This is a genomic window from Saccharothrix sp. NBAS 001, from assembly GCF_056640475.1.
Map to the genome: position 1 here is coordinate 3,370,905 of NZ_CM153251.1, position 17,347 is coordinate 3,388,251.

Sequence of the window (17,347 nt, forward strand, 5' to 3'; positions counted from 1 at the left end):
CGAACACAGGGGCTCAATGGTGCGGACACTTGTCGTGGGACTCGGCCGGGCCGGCGCGGAACTGCACCTGCCGGTGCTCGTCCGGGCGCGGGCCGCGGCCCGCCGGCTGTTCGGCGAGCACCCGGTGGTCGCCTGCGACCCGCGCCGCGTGCTGAGCGACCGGCCCGGCCTGGTGACGGCGAACAGCGTCGCCGAGGCCGCGGCGCTGGTCGACCCGGCGGACACCGTCGCCCACGTCTGCACACCGCCCACCGTGCGCACGGAGGTGATCGGCGAACTCGCCGAACGCGGCTTCCGCCACCTGATCGTGGAGAAGCCGCTGGCCGCCGACACCGACGACCTGGCCCGGATCATCCGGCTGCGCCGCAAGCACGGCCTGCGCATCGCGGTGGTCGAGCCGTGGCTGACCAGCGCGCTCACCGGGCGGCTGACCGACCTGGTGCGCGGCGGCACGTTGGGCGAGCCGAAGTCGATCGCGATCGTGCAGAACAAGCCGCGCTTCCGCCGCTCGCTGGCCCGGCCCAGCCACCCGACGGCGTTCGACGTGGAGCTGCCGCACGGCGTGGGCCTCGCGCTGCGCCTGGCCGGCAACGCCCGGGTCACCCACGCGGCCGGCTTCGACCTGGTGGTGGGCGACGTGCTGGTGCCCCGGATGGGCGGCGCGCGGGTCGGCCTGCGGCACAACAGCGGGGTGCGCACCGAGATCAGCTCCGACCTCACCTCGCCGGTCCGGGAACGCCGGATCACGGTGAAGTTCGAGCTGGGCACGGCCGTCGGCCACTACGCGGTCAGCGCCGACGACGACCACTCCCAGCTGTCGGTGACCCGCAACGGCCACCGCGAGCACCAGGTGCTGCGCGACGATTCGCTCACCGAGTGGATGATCCGCGCCTACCAGCTGTTCCGGGGCGTCGGCGACCAGCACGCGCGGGGTTTCGCGTTCGCCACCGACGTCGTCCAGCTGCTGTCGGTGGCCAAGAACATCTGCGCCGAGCCGGTCGTCGCGTCCTCGCGCGCGGAAGTCCCGGTGGTCGCCCATGCCCGCTGACCACGCCGGTCGCGAGCACCACCCGGTGCTGGCCGGGATCACCGACGAGGCCGCGCCGGACCTGCCCGGCCAGCTCGCCGTGCTGGCCGAACTCGGCTGGTCGGCGATCGAGCTGCGCACCGTCGACGCGGTCCCGGTCGCCGCGCTGTCCGACCGCCGGTTCACCGAGGTCGCCAAGGCGCTGTCCGACCACGGCGTGCGGGTGGTCTGCCTGGCGTCGCGGATCGGCGGCTGGGCGCGCCCGGTGGCCACGCCGTTCGAGCACGACCTGGCCGAACTCGACACGCTCGTGCGGCGCTGCGGCGAACTGGGCACCCGCTACATCCGGATCATGTCCTACCCCAACTCCGGCCTGCCGCAGCGCCGCTGGCGGGACCGGGTGATCGCCCGCATCGGCGTGCTCGCCGAGGCCGCCGAGGCGGCGGGCGTGGTGCTGCTGCACGAGAACTGCTCCGGCTGGGCGGGCACCAGCGCCGAGCGGGCGCTGGAGCTGCTCGACGAGGTGCGCAGCCCGGCCCTGAAACTGCTGTTCGACACCGGCAACGGCGTGGCCCACGGCTACGACGGCCTCGCCCTGCTGGAGAAGGTCTTGCCGCACGTGGTCCACGTGCACGTCAAGGACGCGGTCGGCGACCGCTTCGTGCCACCGGGGCAGGGTGCCGCGAGGGTCGCCGACTGCGTGAAACTTCTGCGGGACAACGGTTACCAGGGCGCGTGGTCGCTCGAACCGCACGTCTCGCTGCTGCCGCACGTGGCCGGCGCGCCCGCCGCGGACGCCGCCGCGGCCTTCGTCGCGGCGGGCCGGGCGATGGCCCGCCTGCTGCGGTGATCGCGGCCGACCGGGACCTGCTGCTCGGGCTGCTGCGGCTGCCCACGGCGGGTCCGCTGGAGACCGGCGCGGAGGTCCACCTCTGGGACGCGATGCACGCCTACCAGGCCGCCGCGCACGACATCGGCTTCACCACCGCGCACCTCGCGCCCGCCCGGCCCGAGGACGTGGACCGGCCCGACGTGCCGGCCGCCGTCCGCGAGGCGGTCGCCCGGGACCCGGGTTTCCTGGCCCGTCAGCCGAACCTGGTGCTGCGCCTGGGCGACGCGGAGCCGACCGTGATGTTCAACGTGCACCTGGACACCGTCGCGCCGTTCGAGCCCGCCGGGTTCGACGGGACGAGGTTCCACGGCCGGGGCGCGATCGACGCCAAGGGCCCGGCGGTCGCCCTGCTCGCCGGGATCCGGCGGGCGGCGGCCGACCCGGCGGTGCGCGGGGTGAGCGTGCTGGTGCAGGCGGTGTCCGGCGAGGAGGGCGGCGCGATGGGCGTGTTCGGCACCCGCCCGCTGGTCGAGGCGGGCTACCACGGCCGGCTCAACGTGTTCTGCGAGCCGACCGGGCTGCGCTACCTGCCGCGCTGCACGGCCGCGATGACCGCGGCGGTCGTGGTGGCGGGCGAGGACGCCATCGACGACCAGCCGCACGCCGGGCACAACGCGTCGGTGCTGCTCGGGTTCCTGGCGCAGCACCTGGCCGGTGCGCTGGTCCGGGTGCCGGACGGCCAGGTGTGCGTGGCGGGCCTGCACACCGGCCGCATGCACAACCGGGTCTACGGCTCGGGCGAGCTGCTGCTCAACCTGTCCTACGGCAGCGTCGAGTCGGCCCGGGTGCTGGGTGCCGCGCTGGAGCGGGCGCTGGTCGACGGGCTGGCCGAGTTCACCCGCAAGTTCCGCGCCGTCCCGCCGTTCCACCGCACCGCCGTGGACGCCGCCGCCATCACCCGCCTGGTGTGGCGCAAGCACGGCCTGCCCGCGCTGCCCGCCCGGGAGGTGCCGCTGCTCGACGCCGTCGTGCCCCGGTGGCCGGCGGACCTGCCCGCGTTCACCTGCGACGCGATCTGGCTGGCCGACGTGCCCGACAGCCGCACCGTCGTGCTCGGTCCCGGCTCGCTGGACGCCAACAACGCGCACGCGCGCGGCGAGCACGCCGACGTCGAGGACCTCGACCGGTTCTCCGAGGTGGTGCGCGAGGTCGTCGTGCGGTTCGCCCGGAACGGAGGAACATGACCGCCGTGCCCTTCCCGACGTTGCCGACCGCCGCCGAGCCGCCACGCCGCCGCGACCTGCCCCCGCCGCACCTGCCGCCGCCGGCCGCCCGCCCGCCGACGCAGGCGGCCGGGCGCGACCCGTCCCGGCCGCTCGGGCGGCTCGGCGGACCGCCCGAAACGCGCGCCTGCCGGGGTTTCGGGCCCGGCCCGCGGACCGCCGGGTGATCCGGGTCGGCGTGGTCGGGCTGGGCGTGGTCTCGAAGTTCTACCTGGCCGCGATCGCGCGCTCCCCCGACTTCCGGCTCGAAGCGGTGTGCGACGCGGACCGCGAGGCGCTGGCCGGCCACCGGGTCCGCGACTACCTGCACCACCGCGCGATGCTCGCGGACGGCGACTTGGACGCGGTGGTGGTGACCGCGCCGAACAACGCGCACGCCTCGGTCGGGCGGGACGTGCTCGACGCCGGGCTGCCGCTGTGCGTGGAGAAGCCGCTGGCCACCACGCTCGCCGAGGGGATGGCCCTGGCCACCCGGGGCGGGCTGGTGTTCACCGCGTTCCACCGCCGCTACAACGCCAACGTCCGGGCGCTGCGCGCGCGGCTGGCGGGCGCGCCGCCGGTCGAGTCGCTGACCGTGCGCTACCTGGAGCGGATCGAGGACCACGTGGGCCGGGACCGCTGGTACCTGGACATGGCGCGCAACGGCGGCGGGTGCGTGGCCGACAACGGGCCGAACGCGCTGGACCTGGCCCGGCTGTTCCTCGGGCCGTTGACGTTCGAGTCGGCGAAGATCGTCCGGGACGCCGACGGCGTGGACCGGCAGGCGCTGCTGCACGTGCGCGGGTCGGCGCCGGCGGTCGTCGAGCTGGACTGGTCGTTCCCCGGCGAGGCCAAGGACGTGGAGGCGCGGCTGGTCGACGGCACGGTGCTGCGCGCCGACCTGCTGGCCGGGTACCGGGAGTTCAAGGGTTCGCTGTGGCACGAGTACGAGGGCGTGCTGGCCGACTTCGCCCGGGTGGTCCGGGCCGGTGGCCGGCCGGACGGCGGCCTGGCCGCGCTGTCGCTGGTGGACGAGGTGTACCGGCGTGAGGGCTCGTAGCGCGCGACCCGCCCCGGTTGCGCCGCACGGGCCCTGTGGCACCAGGGCCTGTGCGGCGCAACCTCGCATGGCGGGAGGGCCCGGGGTGCACCGGGGCCTGTCGCCGGGTCGGTGGGGTCAGCCCCGCAGGTAGACGTCCAGCGCGCCGAAGTGGAACCCCTTCACCGCGGCGACCAGTTCGTCCGCGGTGAGGGCGCCGCCGCGGTCGTGGTCGATGGCGCGCAACGCCCACTCGGCCGGGGACCGGTCGACGTCGACCTCCGCCGGCCGGCGGGTGAACTCGGCGCGGCCGACCTCGCCGTCGCCGTCGGTGTCCGCGAGGTCGAGGATCGCCTCGACGGTCGGGCGCACCGCGCGGCCGAACGCCGCGTCACCGCCCTGGAACACCTCGGCTTCCACCACCTGGAGGAACCGCTGCCGGTCGAGGGCGCCCTGCGGGCCGACCCCCGCGCGCTCGGCCAGGTGGTCGTACATGCGCCCGAAGGACTCCAGCACCCGGCGGCCCTTGGGCGAGTGCGGGGATTCCCCGAACACCCGGAGCACCCGGTGCGCCGCGCCGTCCAGGTCGGACCGCTCGATCCGCCCGTCACCGTCGAGGTCCCACTCGTCGAACCGCGCTTCCAGTCGGTCGTTCCTGATGGCCCTGGCCATTGCTGCGCACCCCTCCGCGAACGCGATGTGCGTGGCACCCGGTCGGGGGCCTGCTCGCCCGGTGGACTACAGGCGCTGGACCTCCCCGCCCGGCACGCGACCCGTGACGTCGAGCAGCAGCCGCGCGTTCCCGGCCAGGTGGCCCAGGTCGTAACCGCGGTGCGGGACGAGCAGGACGGTCGCGTCCGACTCGCGCAGCGCGGCGTCCAGGTCCGGCACGGGCGGGCCGAGTTGCGGCACCTCGCCCGCGACCGGGTCGTGGTAGGAGATCCGCGCGCCGAGCGCGGTCAGCCCGGCGGCGATCCGGAGCGCGGCCGACTCCCGGGTGTCGGGCACGTCCGCCTTGTAGGCCACGCCCAGCAGCAGCACGCTCGCCCCGGCGACGCGTTTGCCGTCACCGGCCAGCAACCGCGTCACCCGGTCCACCAGGTAGCCGGGCATGTTCCGGTCGACCTCGCGGGCGGCCTCCACGACCGACAGGCGAGTGCCCTCGCGACGCGCTTTGTCCAGCAGGTAGCGGGGGTCGATGGGGATGCAGTGGCCGCCGACCCCCGGCCCCGGGGTGAACGGCGCGAACCCGAACGGCTTGGTCGCCGCGCAGTGCAGCACGTCCCACACGTCCAGGCCGAGCTGGTCGCAGAACACGGCCATCTCGTTGACCAGCGCGATGTTCACGTACCGGTAGGTGTTCTCCAGCAGCTTGGCCATCTCCGCCTCGCGGGTGCCCTTGGCCACCACGACGGTGTCCACGAAGCGGCCGTAGAACGCGGCGCAGTGCTTGGCGCACAACGGGGTGTGCCCGCTGACCACCTTCGGCGTGTTGTGGATGCGGTGCCGCCGGTTGCCGGGGTCGATCCGCTCCGGCGAGTACGCCAGCGGGAAGTCGTCGCCGGCGACGAGGCCGTGCCGCTCCAGGATGGGCCGCACCACCTCGTCGGTGGTGCCGGGGAAGCTGGTGGACTCCAGCACGACGAGCGTGCCGGGCCTCAGGTGGTCGGACACGGTCGCGGTCGCGGCGCGCACGGCGGCGAGGTCCGGATTGCCGTCCGGGCCGAGCCCGGTGGGCACGCAGATGACGACGGTGTCGGCACCGGCGATCGCGGACGGGTCGGTGGTGGCCCGGAAGCCGGTCGCGAGCATCGCCCGCAGCTGGGCCGGCGACACGTCCGGAACGTGCGAGAGACCTGCTTGAAGACCGTCGCGGACTGTCGGCGAAATGTCGTACCCGACGACCGACAGGCCCGCGGCGCTCGCCGCGGCCGCCAGGGGAAGTCCAACGTAGCCGACTCCCACGACGACGAGATCGACGGACACGTGCGCCCTTTCCACCACATCGGAATGTGTTGTGCCCCAAGGTTTCCCAGTCGGTATCACACGCGGGGCGAGGCCGCGGCGGGCGGTACGTGGGCGCGCGGCGCGGCCGGGGTCGCAACCCCGGGACGGCGCGGGCCGCCGTGGACGGTCGAACGTTTCATCCCAAACCTCCGCGGGGAACAGCCAGCCGGAGAGAACATCGCTCTCCGCAAGCTAACAGTCACCCAGAGCTAGAAGCAGGGACGGCTCGGAACACCACCCGCGCAGGTTGCCGCCCAGGCACCAGGTTCATCCGGATGGCAGCGACCGGTCCGTCGAAGGTGGTGATCCGTGGTTGCACGTGCACGAATTCACAAGGTCGAGGGATTCTCGCCAGTCGACTTCCGCGAACGTGCGGACAGGTCGAACGCGCGGCGTGACCACACTGGACAGAACCGCACAACTGCGGTCACCGTACGCGACTCGGGTCGGCGTGTCAGCGCACCGCGAAGGTCGTCCTGGGCTCGGCGACGTGACCGGCCCGCACCGGTTGCGGGAGAGCGTGCCCACGCAGGTCGTGATCACCCTCGTCACCGGGTGGCACGCGCCGGGGTTCGCGGTGCCGATCGTCGCGGCGGGCCCGTCCGGGATCAGCGGCGACTGCGGTCAGGCCGCGTCGCCGGACGGCGCGACCCGGTGGCAGACCACCCGGTGGATCACGCTGCTGTCACCGACGCTGGTGTTCCTCAACCCGATGACCGTCGTGCTGTCCGCGCAGCGGACTTTCCCACTGCCGGGCCGTCCGACCGGATGACCTTCCACGACGACCGATTGGTCCACTGTGGACGTTGTGCTGGACGGACCGGTGGGCGGCCCGTCGCGGTCGCGCGCCGCCCAGGGGCCACGTGCTGTCCGTGTCGCCGGTGCCGAGGCCGCTCTTGCTGGACAACTACGCCGACGCCGCCCACGCGCGATGGATCCGACTTCGATGAGGGGTAATACCCTGGATGGGGGAACCTGCCTCGACAGCTCGATCGGCGATCTGCCCGGCCTGGCGGGCGGATTCACCTGTGGCGGTGGACAGCGGCGTTCGGAGCAGGCTGCCCCATCCGGTCCCGGGTTTGATCGTGATGGATTCCGCTCAGGACAACACGTTCCCGTGGGACGGCACCGCGCCCCCGTGGGTCCGACGTACCGCCGGAGGTGGACTGGAGGGCCGGAGGTCGGTCACGAGGTGGCGCAGCCCGGCGGTGCTGATGATCCGCCGGGTGCGCCGGACGTAGCCTTCCAGGTCGCGCAGCCCCATCGGCAGTGGCAACGGGCAGGCCGCCGCTCCGATCCGGCTCGCCGACAGAACTCCTTGCGGGAACGCGGTGTTGTTCTGGCACAGTACGCCGACGACGTCCCGCGCGCCGGCGGCGAGCAGTGCGCCCCCATTCGCGTCGAGGTCTCCCGCCGTGCGCTGTAGGCGATCCGCTCCCCTCCAACGGGAAACGTGACGGTCCGGTCAGGTGCGCGGGACGCCGCCGCGTCGAACCACTCGCGCACCGTCGACAACACCGACAGCTCCTGGACAGCTCGGCGGGATGGCCGGTTCGGCCGTATGCGCCGGCACCTGCGCCGGTTTCACCGCGCGGCCTGACTCCCGATCGCACTGTTTCGGCGTGAACCGTTGTGCGGCAAAGAAGTCACGCATCACCAGAGGCCGCCGCGCACCGGCCGCCACGCGCCGGTGTCGAGCGGTTCGACGCCGCGCGGCGGACCCCGTTCACGGCGCGGCACCGTCCCGATGAGGAGTTCGGCATTCCGCACGATGTCGCATATGCCGGACGACAGGCCCGAACGCCGGGTCGCCGGGCGGTGACGCACCGTCCACCGCGAACCGTCGACCGCAGCCACCCGCGCGAAATGACCGGGGTGGACAACGAACCCGGGCCGACACCCACCAGCCCGGGATCTCGACTCGAACCCGATCGTTCAGGCCCGATTCAGGCCGCGGCCACCTCTCCCCCGAACGGTGGGTCATCGCAGGGCGGTTCACCGCACGGGCAGACGCGCCACGGGATGATCCACAGTGGACGACGTGACCAAGACCGGTGCCGGAGCCTGTCCGTGCTTTGCGCCGACCCCACACGCCCCGCACCGCCGGCCCGTTGCACCGGACCCCCGATCGATCCGGACAGGCCGGAGCACCGCCGTGCGCCGATCGGATCGGCGAGCTGACCACGTTGCCGGACAAGGGGATCACCGAGGGCATCGGAATGCGCCGACCTGCGAGGCCGCTGTGGAGGCGAAGGCGCACTACTCCGATGGCAAGCCGGTCGCCTACGGCAACCGCACGTGCCCGGTCGAGTCGTTCGGGTGACCGCCGGGGTCGAGGCGGGCCGCGAGCCCGCCCCGGTTCAGCCCGCAGGCGTCTGGAAGACCACCATCGGCACCTGGGGGCGCGGCTTGGCCGGCGCGGTGGCCTGCTCGGGAGCCGGGGCCTCGGCGGTCGGCACGGCGGACTTCGGCGACTCCGGTGCCTCGAACGAGGCCGCCCACGCCTTCGAGTCCTCCGCGCTCTCGGTGGCCGACCGGCGACCGTCCGAGGTCTGCACGGCCGCGTCCCACGCCGCGTCGGCCTGGGCGTCGGCGGCCTCGGGCGCGTCCATCGCGGTCGCCCACGCGGAATCGGCCCGGTCGGAGACCACCTCGGCCGCGGTGGCGGGCTGGGGCTCGACGGTGAGCTGCTGCTGCACCCGGGTGATCCAGAGCAGCCACATGGCCTCGTCCCGGTGCCCCCGGAACTCCGCCTTCAACCCCGACAACGCGCCCCGCACCCTGGCCCTGAGCACCTGGTCGTCACGCACCGCCGCCCACACGGCACGCGTTGTGCCGTCCGTGACGCGCACATGCGCTCGCACCTGTTCGCCCAACTCGTCCGCTGAAAGCGCGGACCAAGCGGTGACGATTCTCCGGCCACTGGTCATGCCGCACATCCTGTCCGATCGACGCGCCGGACGCCGCGTCGACACGGAGTAAGAAATATCTCGTGCCGATGCGTATCCGGCGGTGCCCGAAAGGGACCGCGACCGTCAACGCCCGGTTCCCGCGGGCATCGACAGTCCCAACTCCTCTTGCCTCACTTTGACCGTCGAGTTCGGATCGGCCCCTTCGTAGACCACTTTCTCGACTGCCTCCATCATGCCATCCCGGATTCGCCGGCACCCACCACCGGGCGAGGACGCGCGCGCCTCCGGGGTGCCGGCCGGGCCGGGTCCGGTCTGATCAGCGGGTTCCCCGCGACCCTGGCCCGCACTGGCGGGAGTCGACCTCCGCAGAGCCCGCGATCTGAGTGTCTGCGCTGGTCAGCACCTTGATCAGGATCTACTCGGCGGGCTGCCCGCGAACCCGGGAACCGGGGCCGACCGGAGGTCCCGGCCACCTGCCGAGCACCTCGGCCGGGGCTGTCCCGACTGCCGGGATCGGCGCGACCGCAGGTTCGCCCACCGAGCCGAGGGCCTCGCGGGCGACCGGCATCACCCCGCCACCCTCGAACCGGGCAAGTCCGTCATCCGTAGCGCTTCGGCACGGACATCTCCCCGGCTCATAGGCGGTTCGTCCAGGTCAGGCCCGGCGGACCGGACGGGAGTACCCGGCGGTTTCGCGCCCGACGCGGGTCGCCGGGGCGGTCCGACGATGGGTGCGCGGGCGGTGAGCAGGACGATCCGGACCAAAACGGATAACCTCTTCAGTGGAGCGCTCCGGGGTTTCCCAGGAATCGGGCGTGGTGGCGGATCTGCCGGAAATCGGGGTGGTCCGGCACCCGGTCCGGGAATTCGGCCGTGGTGGCCACTCCGGGACCGCCGACCCGGGGTTTCCGACAGGGTGCGGCGCATCCGGGCAGTCGCGGCGCCCTTCGGGGTCGGGCGCGAACTCGCGCGCCGCGCACGGCCACTCGCCCATGACGGCGAGCAGGTCGGTGCCTCGACCGCCGCCTGCCACGGCGAGCGCCTCCACGACGCTCAAGTCCACTGTGGATGGTTCGCGGAGCCCGGCATTCGCAACGGGCAACCGGCCGACGTCCGTAATCACCTATCGCGCCGCCTCGGTCGGTTGACGCGGTTCGCCGGGCTCGACGATTGCAGGTGCCGGAACTCCACCACGAACTCCGCACGCAGGGGGCGTCGGCGACGACCCTGCCGGCACCGGACGAATTCCAGGTGAACCACGACCGGAGGCGACTCGGCGGGTGGGCGTCAGCCCAGCGCGGCGCGCACTCGGCGCAGCGTGTCGGCCCGGTCGGTGTGCCGGATCGCCGTCCACCCCCGGTCGCGCGCCGCCGCGCAGTTCACCTCCAGGTCGTCGATCAGCAGGCACTGCGCCGGCGCGGCGTCGAACGCGCGTTCCGCCAGCGCGTACACCTCGGGCTGCGGCTTGCGCACCCCGACCTGGTGGGAGTTGACCACCCGGGCGAACCGGACACCGGCCGGGATCATCGCCGCCCGGTGCGGTTCCCACTCGGCGATGGTGTTGGTGAGCAGTCCCAGCGGCCGGTCGCCGGCCACCGCCACCAGGCCGTCGTACAGCTCCCGGTCGAACGCCCGCCCGGCGTGCCAGTGCACGCCCAGCTCGCCCAGGTCCACCCGCGACACCAGGGGGCGGAGTTCGGCGTCGACCAGCCGACCCCACTCGCGTTGCGTCACCAGCCCCAGTTCGAGCAGCTCCAGCAGCCCGCGCGGGCCGGCGACCCGCTTGATCGCCCCCAGCAACGCGTCGACCGGCACGCCGGCCGCCGCCGCGACCCTCGCCAGATCCTCCTCGACCGGGGGCGTGAGCACGCCGCCGAAGTCGGTCCACACGACCCGAATCCCCGCCACGGAACCATTCGTAGCACGTCCCGGCGCGCGCCCCGGGCGGCGCGGCTGGTTCCGGCCGCCCGAATTGCCCCGTCCGTGCGCGCCCGCGGTCGGCGCGGGCGCGCACGGACGGGGTCACCCGGCGAGCGCCCCCAGCGCGCCCGCCGGCGTGGCGGACGCCGTCGCGGCATCCGCCTGGTCCCGATCGCGGCCGACCGCCGCCGGGCGGCGGGCCGGGCACACGGGCAACGCCAGGGTGTCGACCTTCCCGTTGGGGGACAACGGGAAGGTCGCCGCCCGGCACAGGTGGCCGGGCAGCGCGGCGGGGTGGCGTCGGCCGCCCCTCGGTGCCCTCGGCACACGCCGTCGGCGTCCACCGTGCCCGGGCCACCGGTCCGGCACAGGCGGATCGGGTGGCCGTCGATCGACGCGGTGACGAACTTCTCGGCGACTCCGCGGTTCGCGCGCGACGGCGTCCCGAGGCACGCCGACCGGCACCGGGGCCGCCGCGTCCGGGTGTTCCCGGGTTCGGGAGACGTCGTGGGTCACGCGGTCCTCGCCAGCGCGCCCCGCAGCGTGCCGTGCGCGCGGACGTGGTCGATCAACGCCGTGCGCTTCCAGCCGTTGCGGCGGATCGGCGGGCCCGGGATGTCGAGTTTGCGCACCAGGTAGTCGATGTGGGCGTCGACGGCGCGCGGGCTCATCCGGAGGCGGGCGGCGATGTCCGCGGAGGTCGGCACGAACGGCCCGGTGCCGTCGCACAGGGCGGCGAGCACCGCGTAGTACCGGGCGTCCGGGTCGAGCTGCCGCACGTCCGGCCGGATCGCCGGGCAGCGCGGCGGGCTCGGCACGGGGCGGGCGGCGGCCGAGGCGAACACCGTCACCGACAGCCCGCCCGGCCGCCGGTCCGGGGTCGCGATCGCCATGTCGAACGCGAACGGCTGCCGTTCGCCGGGCCGCACCGCGACGGCCTCGCCCGGGTGGTCGACGTCGGCCACGAACAGCGGCTCCCGGTCGGACAGGTTGGCCACCCACCACACCGCGCCGTCGGCGTCCACCGCGCCCCGGAAGTCGACCCGCGAGCCGGGCCCGCCGGAGATCGGCAGGTCCCACCGGCACCGGCCGCACCCGCAGGTGCCGAACGTGCTCGTGCCGCCCACCGGCACCTCGACCCGTCTCGGGCTCCGGCCGCGTTCGACCGGACCCTGCACCGTCACACCAGTCACCGCACTCCCCCAGGAGATCACCCGATGAGCCGCTGGACAGCCACCGGCGGTCTCAGCCCGTCAACCGTCGCGCCACCGCACGAATACGGGAATGGGCACAACTACCCACTGACCCGCCGGCCGCGAGGCGCCCTCGGGGCCGGCGGCTCAGCAGCCGGCCGGTGCGGGCGAGTCGGCGAGCAGGCCCAGGGCCTGGGCGCGCAGCACGGTGGACAGCCGGTCGGCGGTGCCGAGCTTGCGGTACAGGTGTTGCAGGTGCCGGTGGACGGTGCGCGGCGAGATGTCCATCCGGCGGGCGATGGCCTCCGCGGTGAGGCCCTGCGCCAACACCGCCAGCACGGTGTGCTCGCGGTCGGTCAGGCCGTGGTCGGCGACCGGTGCCCAGCTGCCCGCGACGCGTTCGAACAGGCCCGGTTCGCACCCGTCGAGCAGGTCCCGCGCCCGGTCGCGTTCCGCGCGCTCCTGCCGTGCGCACCCGGAGAGGTGGTAGAGCGCCGAGGCCATCAACCTGGCCCGGCCGGCGTGCACCCGGTTGCCGATCCGCTCGAACGACTCGGCCGCCTGGACGGCCTCGACCGCCGCCGCTTCCGGGTCGGTCCGCCGCAGCGCGCCCACCTGGGCGAGGTTCGCGTACCCCCGGCGCAGGTCGGCGGGCAGCTCCCGGGCCAGGTCGCCGGTCCGCTCGGCCCACCGCACGGCGTCGGGCACCCGGTGCCGCGCGCCCTCGGCCAGCGCGACCAGGCTGCACCACTCGACGGCGGCCAGCGGGTCGGCCGGCGGCACGTCCACCGCGAGCAGGTGCGCGGCGCACCGGTCGGGGTCGTCGGCGTGCAGGTGGGCCAGCGCGAGGGCGACGTGCGCGCGGCTCTCCACGCCCTCGGTGACGGCCCGCTCGGCGAGCCGGAGCCCTTCGGCCGCCTCGCCGCGCCACACCGCGATCCGGGCCAGCCCGGCCAGCGGCAGGCACTGGGAGGCCCCGGCCAGCTCGGCGGCCTCGGCGGCGTCGGTGAAGCACTCGGCGGCCTCGGCCAGCCGGCCCAGCCGTTCCAGGGCCTCGCCGCGGGCCAGCCACAGCTGCGGCAGCAGGTCGTCGCGGTCGGTGGTGCGGGCGACCTGGATCGCCCGGTCCAGGTGCCGGACGGCGTCGGGCAGGCGTTCCTGCGCGGTTTCCGCGCGGCCCAGCCACAGCAGGGACTCCGGCGGGCAGTCGGCCGGCCGGTCGGCCAGCGCCGCCGCCTCGTCCAGCAGCGCCGGGCGGTGCGGCGGCTTGCCCAGCCGGACGCCCAGCGCCAGGGCCAGCACGGCGTCGTCGCCCACGACGCGGGCGGCGGCCAGCACCTCGTCGGCACGCCGCGCGCTCACCGCCGGGTCGGTGGCCAGGCCCAGTTCCAGCAGCACCCGGCCGCGCGGTCCGCCCGGGTCGTGGCGCAGATCGCGCAGCAGGTCGCGGGCCGCGACGTGCCGTCCGCAGGCCCGCTGCACCAGCGCGGCGCGCAACGCGATCTCCGCCCGGTCGGCCGGGCGGCCCGCCAGCAGGCTCCGCACCGCGTCCAGGTGCGCTTCCGGGCGTCCCGCCGCGCGGGACGCGGCGGCCAGCCGGCGCAGCAGCCGCAGCCGGGCCGTGCCGCTCGCGCGCGGCGACAGGCGCAGCGCCTCGGTCAGCCAGTGCGCGGCGATCGCGGGCGCGATGCCGGCCGCAGCCTCGGCGGCGCGCACGAGATCGGCCACGGCGGTCAGGTCGCCTTCCCGGGCGGCGCGCGCCACCTGGTGGGCGCGGACCGCGACGGGCACGCCCTCGTCCCGCAGCGCCTGTGCGGCACGGGCGTGCGCGGCCCGCAGCCACTCCGCGTCCGCACCGTCGTAGACCGCCCGGCGCAGGCGCGCGTGGCGGTGGTCCGGTTCGCCGTCCTCGACGCCGAGCACGCCCCGGCCCGCCAGCCGGACCAGGGCGGCGCGGGTCTCGTGCAGGGTCCGCCCGGCCACAGCCGCGACCAGGTGCGGTTCGGTGTCGCCGAGCACGGCCACCGCCTGCGCGACCCGCAGGTCCCCGGGCTCGACCGGGGTCGGGTCCGGCGCGGCGGGCGGCAGGACGACCTCATCGGCGTCGGCGAACGCGGCCGGGCAGGAACCCGGGACGTGCGCGGCGACGACCGTGAGGCGGGCCTGCGGCGGGTGGCGCAGCAGGTGGCCGAGCAGTTCCAGCGAGCCCGCGTCGGCCAGGTGCGCGTCGTCCAGCAGCACCAGCAGGCCCGCCGGTCCGGCCGCCGACGCCACCAGCTCGCCGACCGTGCGGTAGAGGCGGTGGCGTTCGGCGGAGGGCACCGCGGAGCGGCCCGGACCCGGCTCCAGGAACGAGTGGAAGACCGCGCGCAGCAGCAGGAACGCGGTGCGCACGGCCGGGTCGGGCACGTCGGCGGGACGGCGCAGCGCGTCGCGGAGCGCGCCGAAGGGCACCATCCGGCCGGTGTCCGTGCCCCGGGCGGCGAGCACCGGCACGCCGTCCCGGCGCGCGCGGCGGGCGAACGCGCCGAGCAGCCACGACTTGCCCGCGCCGGCCCCTCCGACGACGCGCACCCGCCGTGGTCCGCCGCCCGGCTCCGGCAGGTCCGCCGCCCGGTCCGGTGCGTCCCGGACCCCGACCGGTTCCCCAGTGGTCATGGCCCCTCCCCTCGACAAGGAGGGCCACGGCCGCGCGGCGGATACGGACGGTGGCTAAACGGTCGCTAAGCGGTGCCCCGACAGCGGAGTCCACACCAAGTTCCACCCCGGTCGTGCCACCCAATCGACCTCCCGGTTCCCGCCCACCGCCGCCGGGCGGGCCGTGAGAGCCGACTGGTGGCGCGGCGTGAACGCCCGTTGGCGGACGGGGACGGCCCACTGCTGTCGTTCGCGGCGGACCTGCGCAGACTGCGGGACGAGGCCGGCGGACCGACCTACCGGGAACTCGGCGCGCGGGCGCACTACTCCACAGCGACGCTGTCCGACGCGGCGGGCGGGCGGAAGCTGCCCATGCTCGCCGTCACGCAGGGCTACGTGCGGGCGTGCGGCGACGTGGACGCGTGGACCGAGCGGTGGCACGAGGTGGCGGCCGAACTCGCGCCCCCGCCGCAGGACGACTCCGACGACGGGCCCTACGTGGGGCTGGGCGCGTTCCAGCCGGCGGACGCGGACCGGTTCTTCAGCCGGGACCGGCTGCTCGGCGAGCTGCGCGAGCGGCTGGACCGGCGGCCCGCGCTGGTGGTGTTCGGCGCTTCGGGCGCGGGCAAATCGTCGCTGCTGCGGGCCGGCCTGGCCACCGGCGCGGACGGCCCGGTGGTGCTGTTCACGCCAGGCGCGCCGCCGTGGGAGGAGTGCGCGGTCGGCCTGGCCCGGCTCGGCCTGGGCACGCCGGGACAGCTGCCGGCCGACCCGCGCGGCCTGCTCCGGCTGGTCCGCCGGCTCGACCGGCCGCTGGTCGTGGTGGACCAGTTCGAGGAGGTGTTCACGCTGTGCGCGAACCGGCGCGAGCGCTCCGCGTTCATCACCGGCCTGGTCACCGCCGCCGAGCACGCCCGGGTCGTGCTGGGCGTGCGGGCCGACTTCCACGCGCATTGCGCGGCGAGCCCGGAGTTGGCGGACGTGCTGCGGGACGGCACGCCGACAATCGGCCCGATGACCCACCGACGAGTTGCGCGAGGCGATCACGGTCGAGAACGCGCTGGTGTCCCGGCTGGTAGGCGACGCCGGCGGCCAGGCCGCGGGGTGCTGCCGCTGGTGTCGCACGCACTGCGCGAGACGTGGCGGCGCAGGCGCGGCAACGCGCTCACACCGGCCGGCTACGAGTCGGCGGGCGGCCTGGACCGGGCGGTGGCCAACACCGCCGAGACGGCCTACACCGCACTCGAACCGGACCGCCGGGCCCTGGTCCGGCAGGTGCTCCTGCGGCTCACCGCCCTGGGCGAGGGCACCGACCGGGTCCACCCGGCGCAGGCGTTTCCCGGGCGGGTGGCATGGGCACCATGTGCTCATGTCTTCAGCGCACAAGCCGGCCGCCGGGATGGGCACCGAGACCTTCGGCGACGTGGTCGTGCTCCGGGTGGTCGGCGACGTCGACCTGGCCAACAGCGACCAGTTGCGGGACCTCGGCGTGAGCGTGCTCGACGGCGGCGCGGCGGCGGTCGTGCTCGACCTGTCCGCGGTCACGTTCTTCGCCTCGTCGGGCATCGCGGTGCTCGCCCACCTGCACGGCCACAACACCGGCAGCGGCAGGCGCCCGATCCACGTCGCGGCCGCCGAGGGCGTGCGGCGGACGCTGGAGCTGACCGCGATGAACACCCTCCTGCCGCTGCACGAGACCGCCGAGCGGGCCGTGGCCGCCGCCGGGGAGGACGCCGCGCGCTCCCGGTGAAGACCGGCCGGAGCCCCCCTCCCCGAGGTGTTCCCCTTTGGCCGGCCGCCGCGTGATGCCCCAGGCATCGCCGAGCGGACCATGGTGCGACCTGCCGGACCCGTGCACAACGCCGCACCCTGGCGGTCCGGACAGGGTGTTGCTTACCGGGTTCCGGCAAGCGGCGGTCTCAGCGGTCGAGCAGCCGACCGCTGAGCACCGCGACCTGGAGCGTCAGCGCCTGGACGGGGTCGTCCACGCAGAACCCGGTCAGCTCCCGCACCCGGTGCACGCCGTCCGGGCAGGTCGAGGCGGGTGGCGACGTCCACGGCGTCGCGCGCCTGCTCGAACGACCGCACCGGTCCGCCAGGCCCGCCGGGCGACCGGCCGACGCCGACCCGCCCTCCCGATCCGCCCAGCGCCGCCCCGGCCTGCCGGGCGAACTCCTCGACCAGCCCGACGAGGGTGTCCGGCGCGATGCACACCAGCAGGCCGTCCTTCGCGGTGCCCAGGACGTCGCGGCTGTCGACGCGGTGCCGCAGCGCGGTCTCGGACCTGCCGGACCACCGGATCGCCGTCCACCGTCGGCTCGGCCACGACGTTGCGCCCGGCGAGGCGGGACCCGAAGCGCTGCGCCCGTTCCGCGAGTTGGCCCGGCCGGCAGGTCGTCGACGAACTCGCGCCGGAACGACTCCTCGCGCCGCACCGCCCAGCGCCGCGCATGGACAAGCCGCGCTCGGCGGCCCGCGCGCCGAACGCCCGCCGCGCGGCGATGTGGTCGGGCCCCAG

The 17,347-nt window shown here is 75.1% G+C and carries 15 protein-coding genes and 2 pseudogenes; 8 read left to right on the top strand and 9 right to left on the bottom strand.

Annotated features, from left to right (window positions below):
- Nucleotides 1-16: 16 nt before the first annotated feature.
- The 5 genes from AC0HI0_RS14215 to AC0HI0_RS14235 are packed head-to-tail and all read left to right on the top strand — an operon-like array spanning nt 17 to nt 4,181.
- On the top strand, nt 17-1,048 hold the full coding sequence (locus AC0HI0_RS14215; RefSeq protein ID WP_480932818.1) for a Gfo/Idh/MocA family protein: 1,032 nt from the start codon (nt 17-19) through the stop codon (nt 1,046-1,048).
- Complete coding sequence (locus tag AC0HI0_RS14220; RefSeq protein ID WP_480932819.1) at nt 1,038-1,877, top strand: sugar phosphate isomerase/epimerase family protein; 840 nt, start codon at nt 1,038-1,040, stop codon at nt 1,875-1,877. The genes AC0HI0_RS14215 and AC0HI0_RS14220 overlap by 11 nt, the downstream gene beginning before the upstream one ends.
- On the top strand, nt 1,874-3,103 hold the full coding sequence (locus AC0HI0_RS14225; RefSeq protein ID WP_480932820.1) for a M20/M25/M40 family metallo-hydrolase: 1,230 nt from the start codon (nt 1,874-1,876) through the stop codon (nt 3,101-3,103). Before AC0HI0_RS14220 ends, AC0HI0_RS14225 begins: the two co-directional genes overlap by 4 nt.
- Nucleotides 3,100-3,309 (top strand): hypothetical protein, encoded by a 210-nt coding sequence (locus tag AC0HI0_RS14230; RefSeq protein WP_480932821.1) that lies wholly within the window; start codon nt 3,100-3,102, stop codon nt 3,307-3,309. The genes AC0HI0_RS14225 and AC0HI0_RS14230 overlap by 4 nt, the downstream gene beginning before the upstream one ends.
- Nucleotides 3,306-4,181: a Gfo/Idh/MocA family protein gene (locus tag AC0HI0_RS14235; protein ID WP_480932822.1), complete on the top strand. Its 876-nt coding sequence runs from the start codon at nt 3,306-3,308 to the stop codon at nt 4,179-4,181. The genes AC0HI0_RS14230 and AC0HI0_RS14235 overlap by 4 nt, the downstream gene beginning before the upstream one ends.
- 117 nt (nt 4,182-4,298) lie before the next feature.
- Here AC0HI0_RS14235 and AC0HI0_RS14240 read toward each other — a convergent pair whose 3' ends face one another.
- Together AC0HI0_RS14240 and AC0HI0_RS14245 are read right to left on the bottom strand one after the other, a co-directional pair.
- Nucleotides 4,299-4,832, bottom strand: a complete 534-nt coding sequence (locus AC0HI0_RS14240; protein WP_480932823.1) for an EF-hand domain-containing protein — start codon at nt 4,830-4,832, stop codon at nt 4,299-4,301.
- A 66-nt stretch (nt 4,833-4,898) separates the two neighbouring features.
- Nucleotides 4,899-6,146, bottom strand: a complete 1,248-nt coding sequence (locus AC0HI0_RS14245; protein ID WP_480932824.1) for a nucleotide sugar dehydrogenase — start codon at nt 6,144-6,146, stop codon at nt 4,899-4,901.
- Between the two features lie 511 nt (nt 6,147-6,657).
- Between AC0HI0_RS14245 and AC0HI0_RS14250 the strand changes: the two genes are divergently transcribed.
- On the top strand, nt 6,658-6,939 hold the full coding sequence (locus AC0HI0_RS14250; protein WP_480932825.1) for a hypothetical protein: 282 nt from the start codon (nt 6,658-6,660) through the stop codon (nt 6,937-6,939).
- Nucleotides 6,940-7,820: 881 nt separating this feature from the next.
- Here the strand turns inward: AC0HI0_RS14250 and AC0HI0_RS14255 are convergent.
- The 6 genes from AC0HI0_RS14255 to AC0HI0_RS14280 form a co-directional block, all read right to left on the bottom strand.
- On the bottom strand, nt 7,821-8,024 hold the full coding sequence (locus AC0HI0_RS14255) for a hypothetical protein (RefSeq protein WP_480932826.1): 204 nt from the start codon (nt 8,022-8,024) through the stop codon (nt 7,821-7,823).
- A gap of 503 nt (nt 8,025-8,527) precedes the next feature.
- Nucleotides 8,528-8,977 carry a hypothetical protein gene (locus AC0HI0_RS14260; protein ID WP_480932827.1) on the bottom strand — a complete coding sequence of 150 codons (450 nt, stop codon included), beginning with the start codon at nt 8,975-8,977 and terminating at the stop codon, nt 8,528-8,530.
- A 1,389-nt stretch (nt 8,978-10,366) separates the two neighbouring features.
- Nucleotides 10,367-10,987 carry an HAD-IA family hydrolase gene (locus tag AC0HI0_RS14265; RefSeq protein ID WP_480932828.1) on the bottom strand — a complete coding sequence of 207 codons (621 nt, stop codon included), beginning with the start codon at nt 10,985-10,987 and terminating at the stop codon, nt 10,367-10,369.
- Between the two features lie 114 nt (nt 10,988-11,101).
- The gene (locus tag AC0HI0_RS14270; RefSeq protein WP_480932829.1) at nt 11,102-11,326 is read right to left on the bottom strand and encodes a hypothetical protein; all 225 of its coding nucleotides are present in this window, start codon (nt 11,324-11,326) and stop codon (nt 11,102-11,104) included.
- Nucleotides 11,327-11,511: 185 nt separating this feature from the next.
- Nucleotides 11,512-12,192, bottom strand: coding sequence for a hypothetical protein (locus AC0HI0_RS14275; RefSeq protein ID WP_480932830.1), 681 nt, complete (start codon nt 12,190-12,192; stop codon nt 11,512-11,514).
- A gap of 147 nt (nt 12,193-12,339) precedes the next feature.
- On the bottom strand, nt 12,340-14,850 hold the full coding sequence (locus AC0HI0_RS14280) for an AAA family ATPase (protein ID WP_480932831.1): 2,511 nt from the start codon (nt 14,848-14,850) through the stop codon (nt 12,340-12,342).
- Between the two features lie 351 nt (nt 14,851-15,201).
- On the opposite strand from AC0HI0_RS14280, the pseudogene AC0HI0_RS14285 reads away from it, so the two are divergent.
- Together AC0HI0_RS14285 and AC0HI0_RS14290 are read left to right on the top strand one after the other, a co-directional pair.
- Nucleotides 15,202-16,086 (top strand): annotated as a pseudogene (locus AC0HI0_RS14285) (nSTAND1 domain-containing NTPase); the annotation flags it as partial.
- A gap of 112 nt (nt 16,087-16,198) precedes the next feature.
- On the top strand, nt 16,199-16,579 hold the full coding sequence (locus AC0HI0_RS14290) for an STAS domain-containing protein (RefSeq protein WP_480932832.1): 381 nt from the start codon (nt 16,199-16,201) through the stop codon (nt 16,577-16,579).
- Between the two features lie 311 nt (nt 16,580-16,890).
- On the opposite strand, the pseudogene AC0HI0_RS14295 reads toward AC0HI0_RS14290, so the two are convergent.
- Nucleotides 16,891-17,271 (bottom strand): annotated as a pseudogene (locus AC0HI0_RS14295) (hypothetical protein); the annotation flags it as partial.
- Between the last annotated feature and the right edge of the window lie 76 nt (nt 17,272-17,347).

Excerpts from the sequence above, each read along its gene's own strand:
- AC0HI0_RS14280 (WP_480932831.1), bottom strand. The coding sequence starts at position 14,850 with ATGACCACTGGGGAACCGGTCGGGGTCCGGGACGCACCGGACCGGGCG.
- AC0HI0_RS14230 (WP_480932821.1), top strand. The coding sequence starts at position 3,100 with ATGACCGCCGTGCCCTTCCCGACGTTGCCGACCGCCGCCGAGCCGCCA.
- AC0HI0_RS14290 (WP_480932832.1), top strand. The coding sequence starts at position 16,199 with ATGTCTTCAGCGCACAAGCCGGCCGCCGGGATGGGCACCGAGACCTTC.
- AC0HI0_RS14240 (WP_480932823.1), bottom strand. The coding sequence starts at position 4,832 with ATGGCCAGGGCCATCAGGAACGACCGACTGGAAGCGCGGTTCGACGAG.
- AC0HI0_RS14215 (WP_480932818.1), top strand. The coding sequence starts at position 17 with ATGGTGCGGACACTTGTCGTGGGACTCGGCCGGGCCGGCGCGGAACTG.
- AC0HI0_RS14220 (WP_480932819.1), top strand. The coding sequence starts at position 1,038 with ATGCCCGCTGACCACGCCGGTCGCGAGCACCACCCGGTGCTGGCCGGG.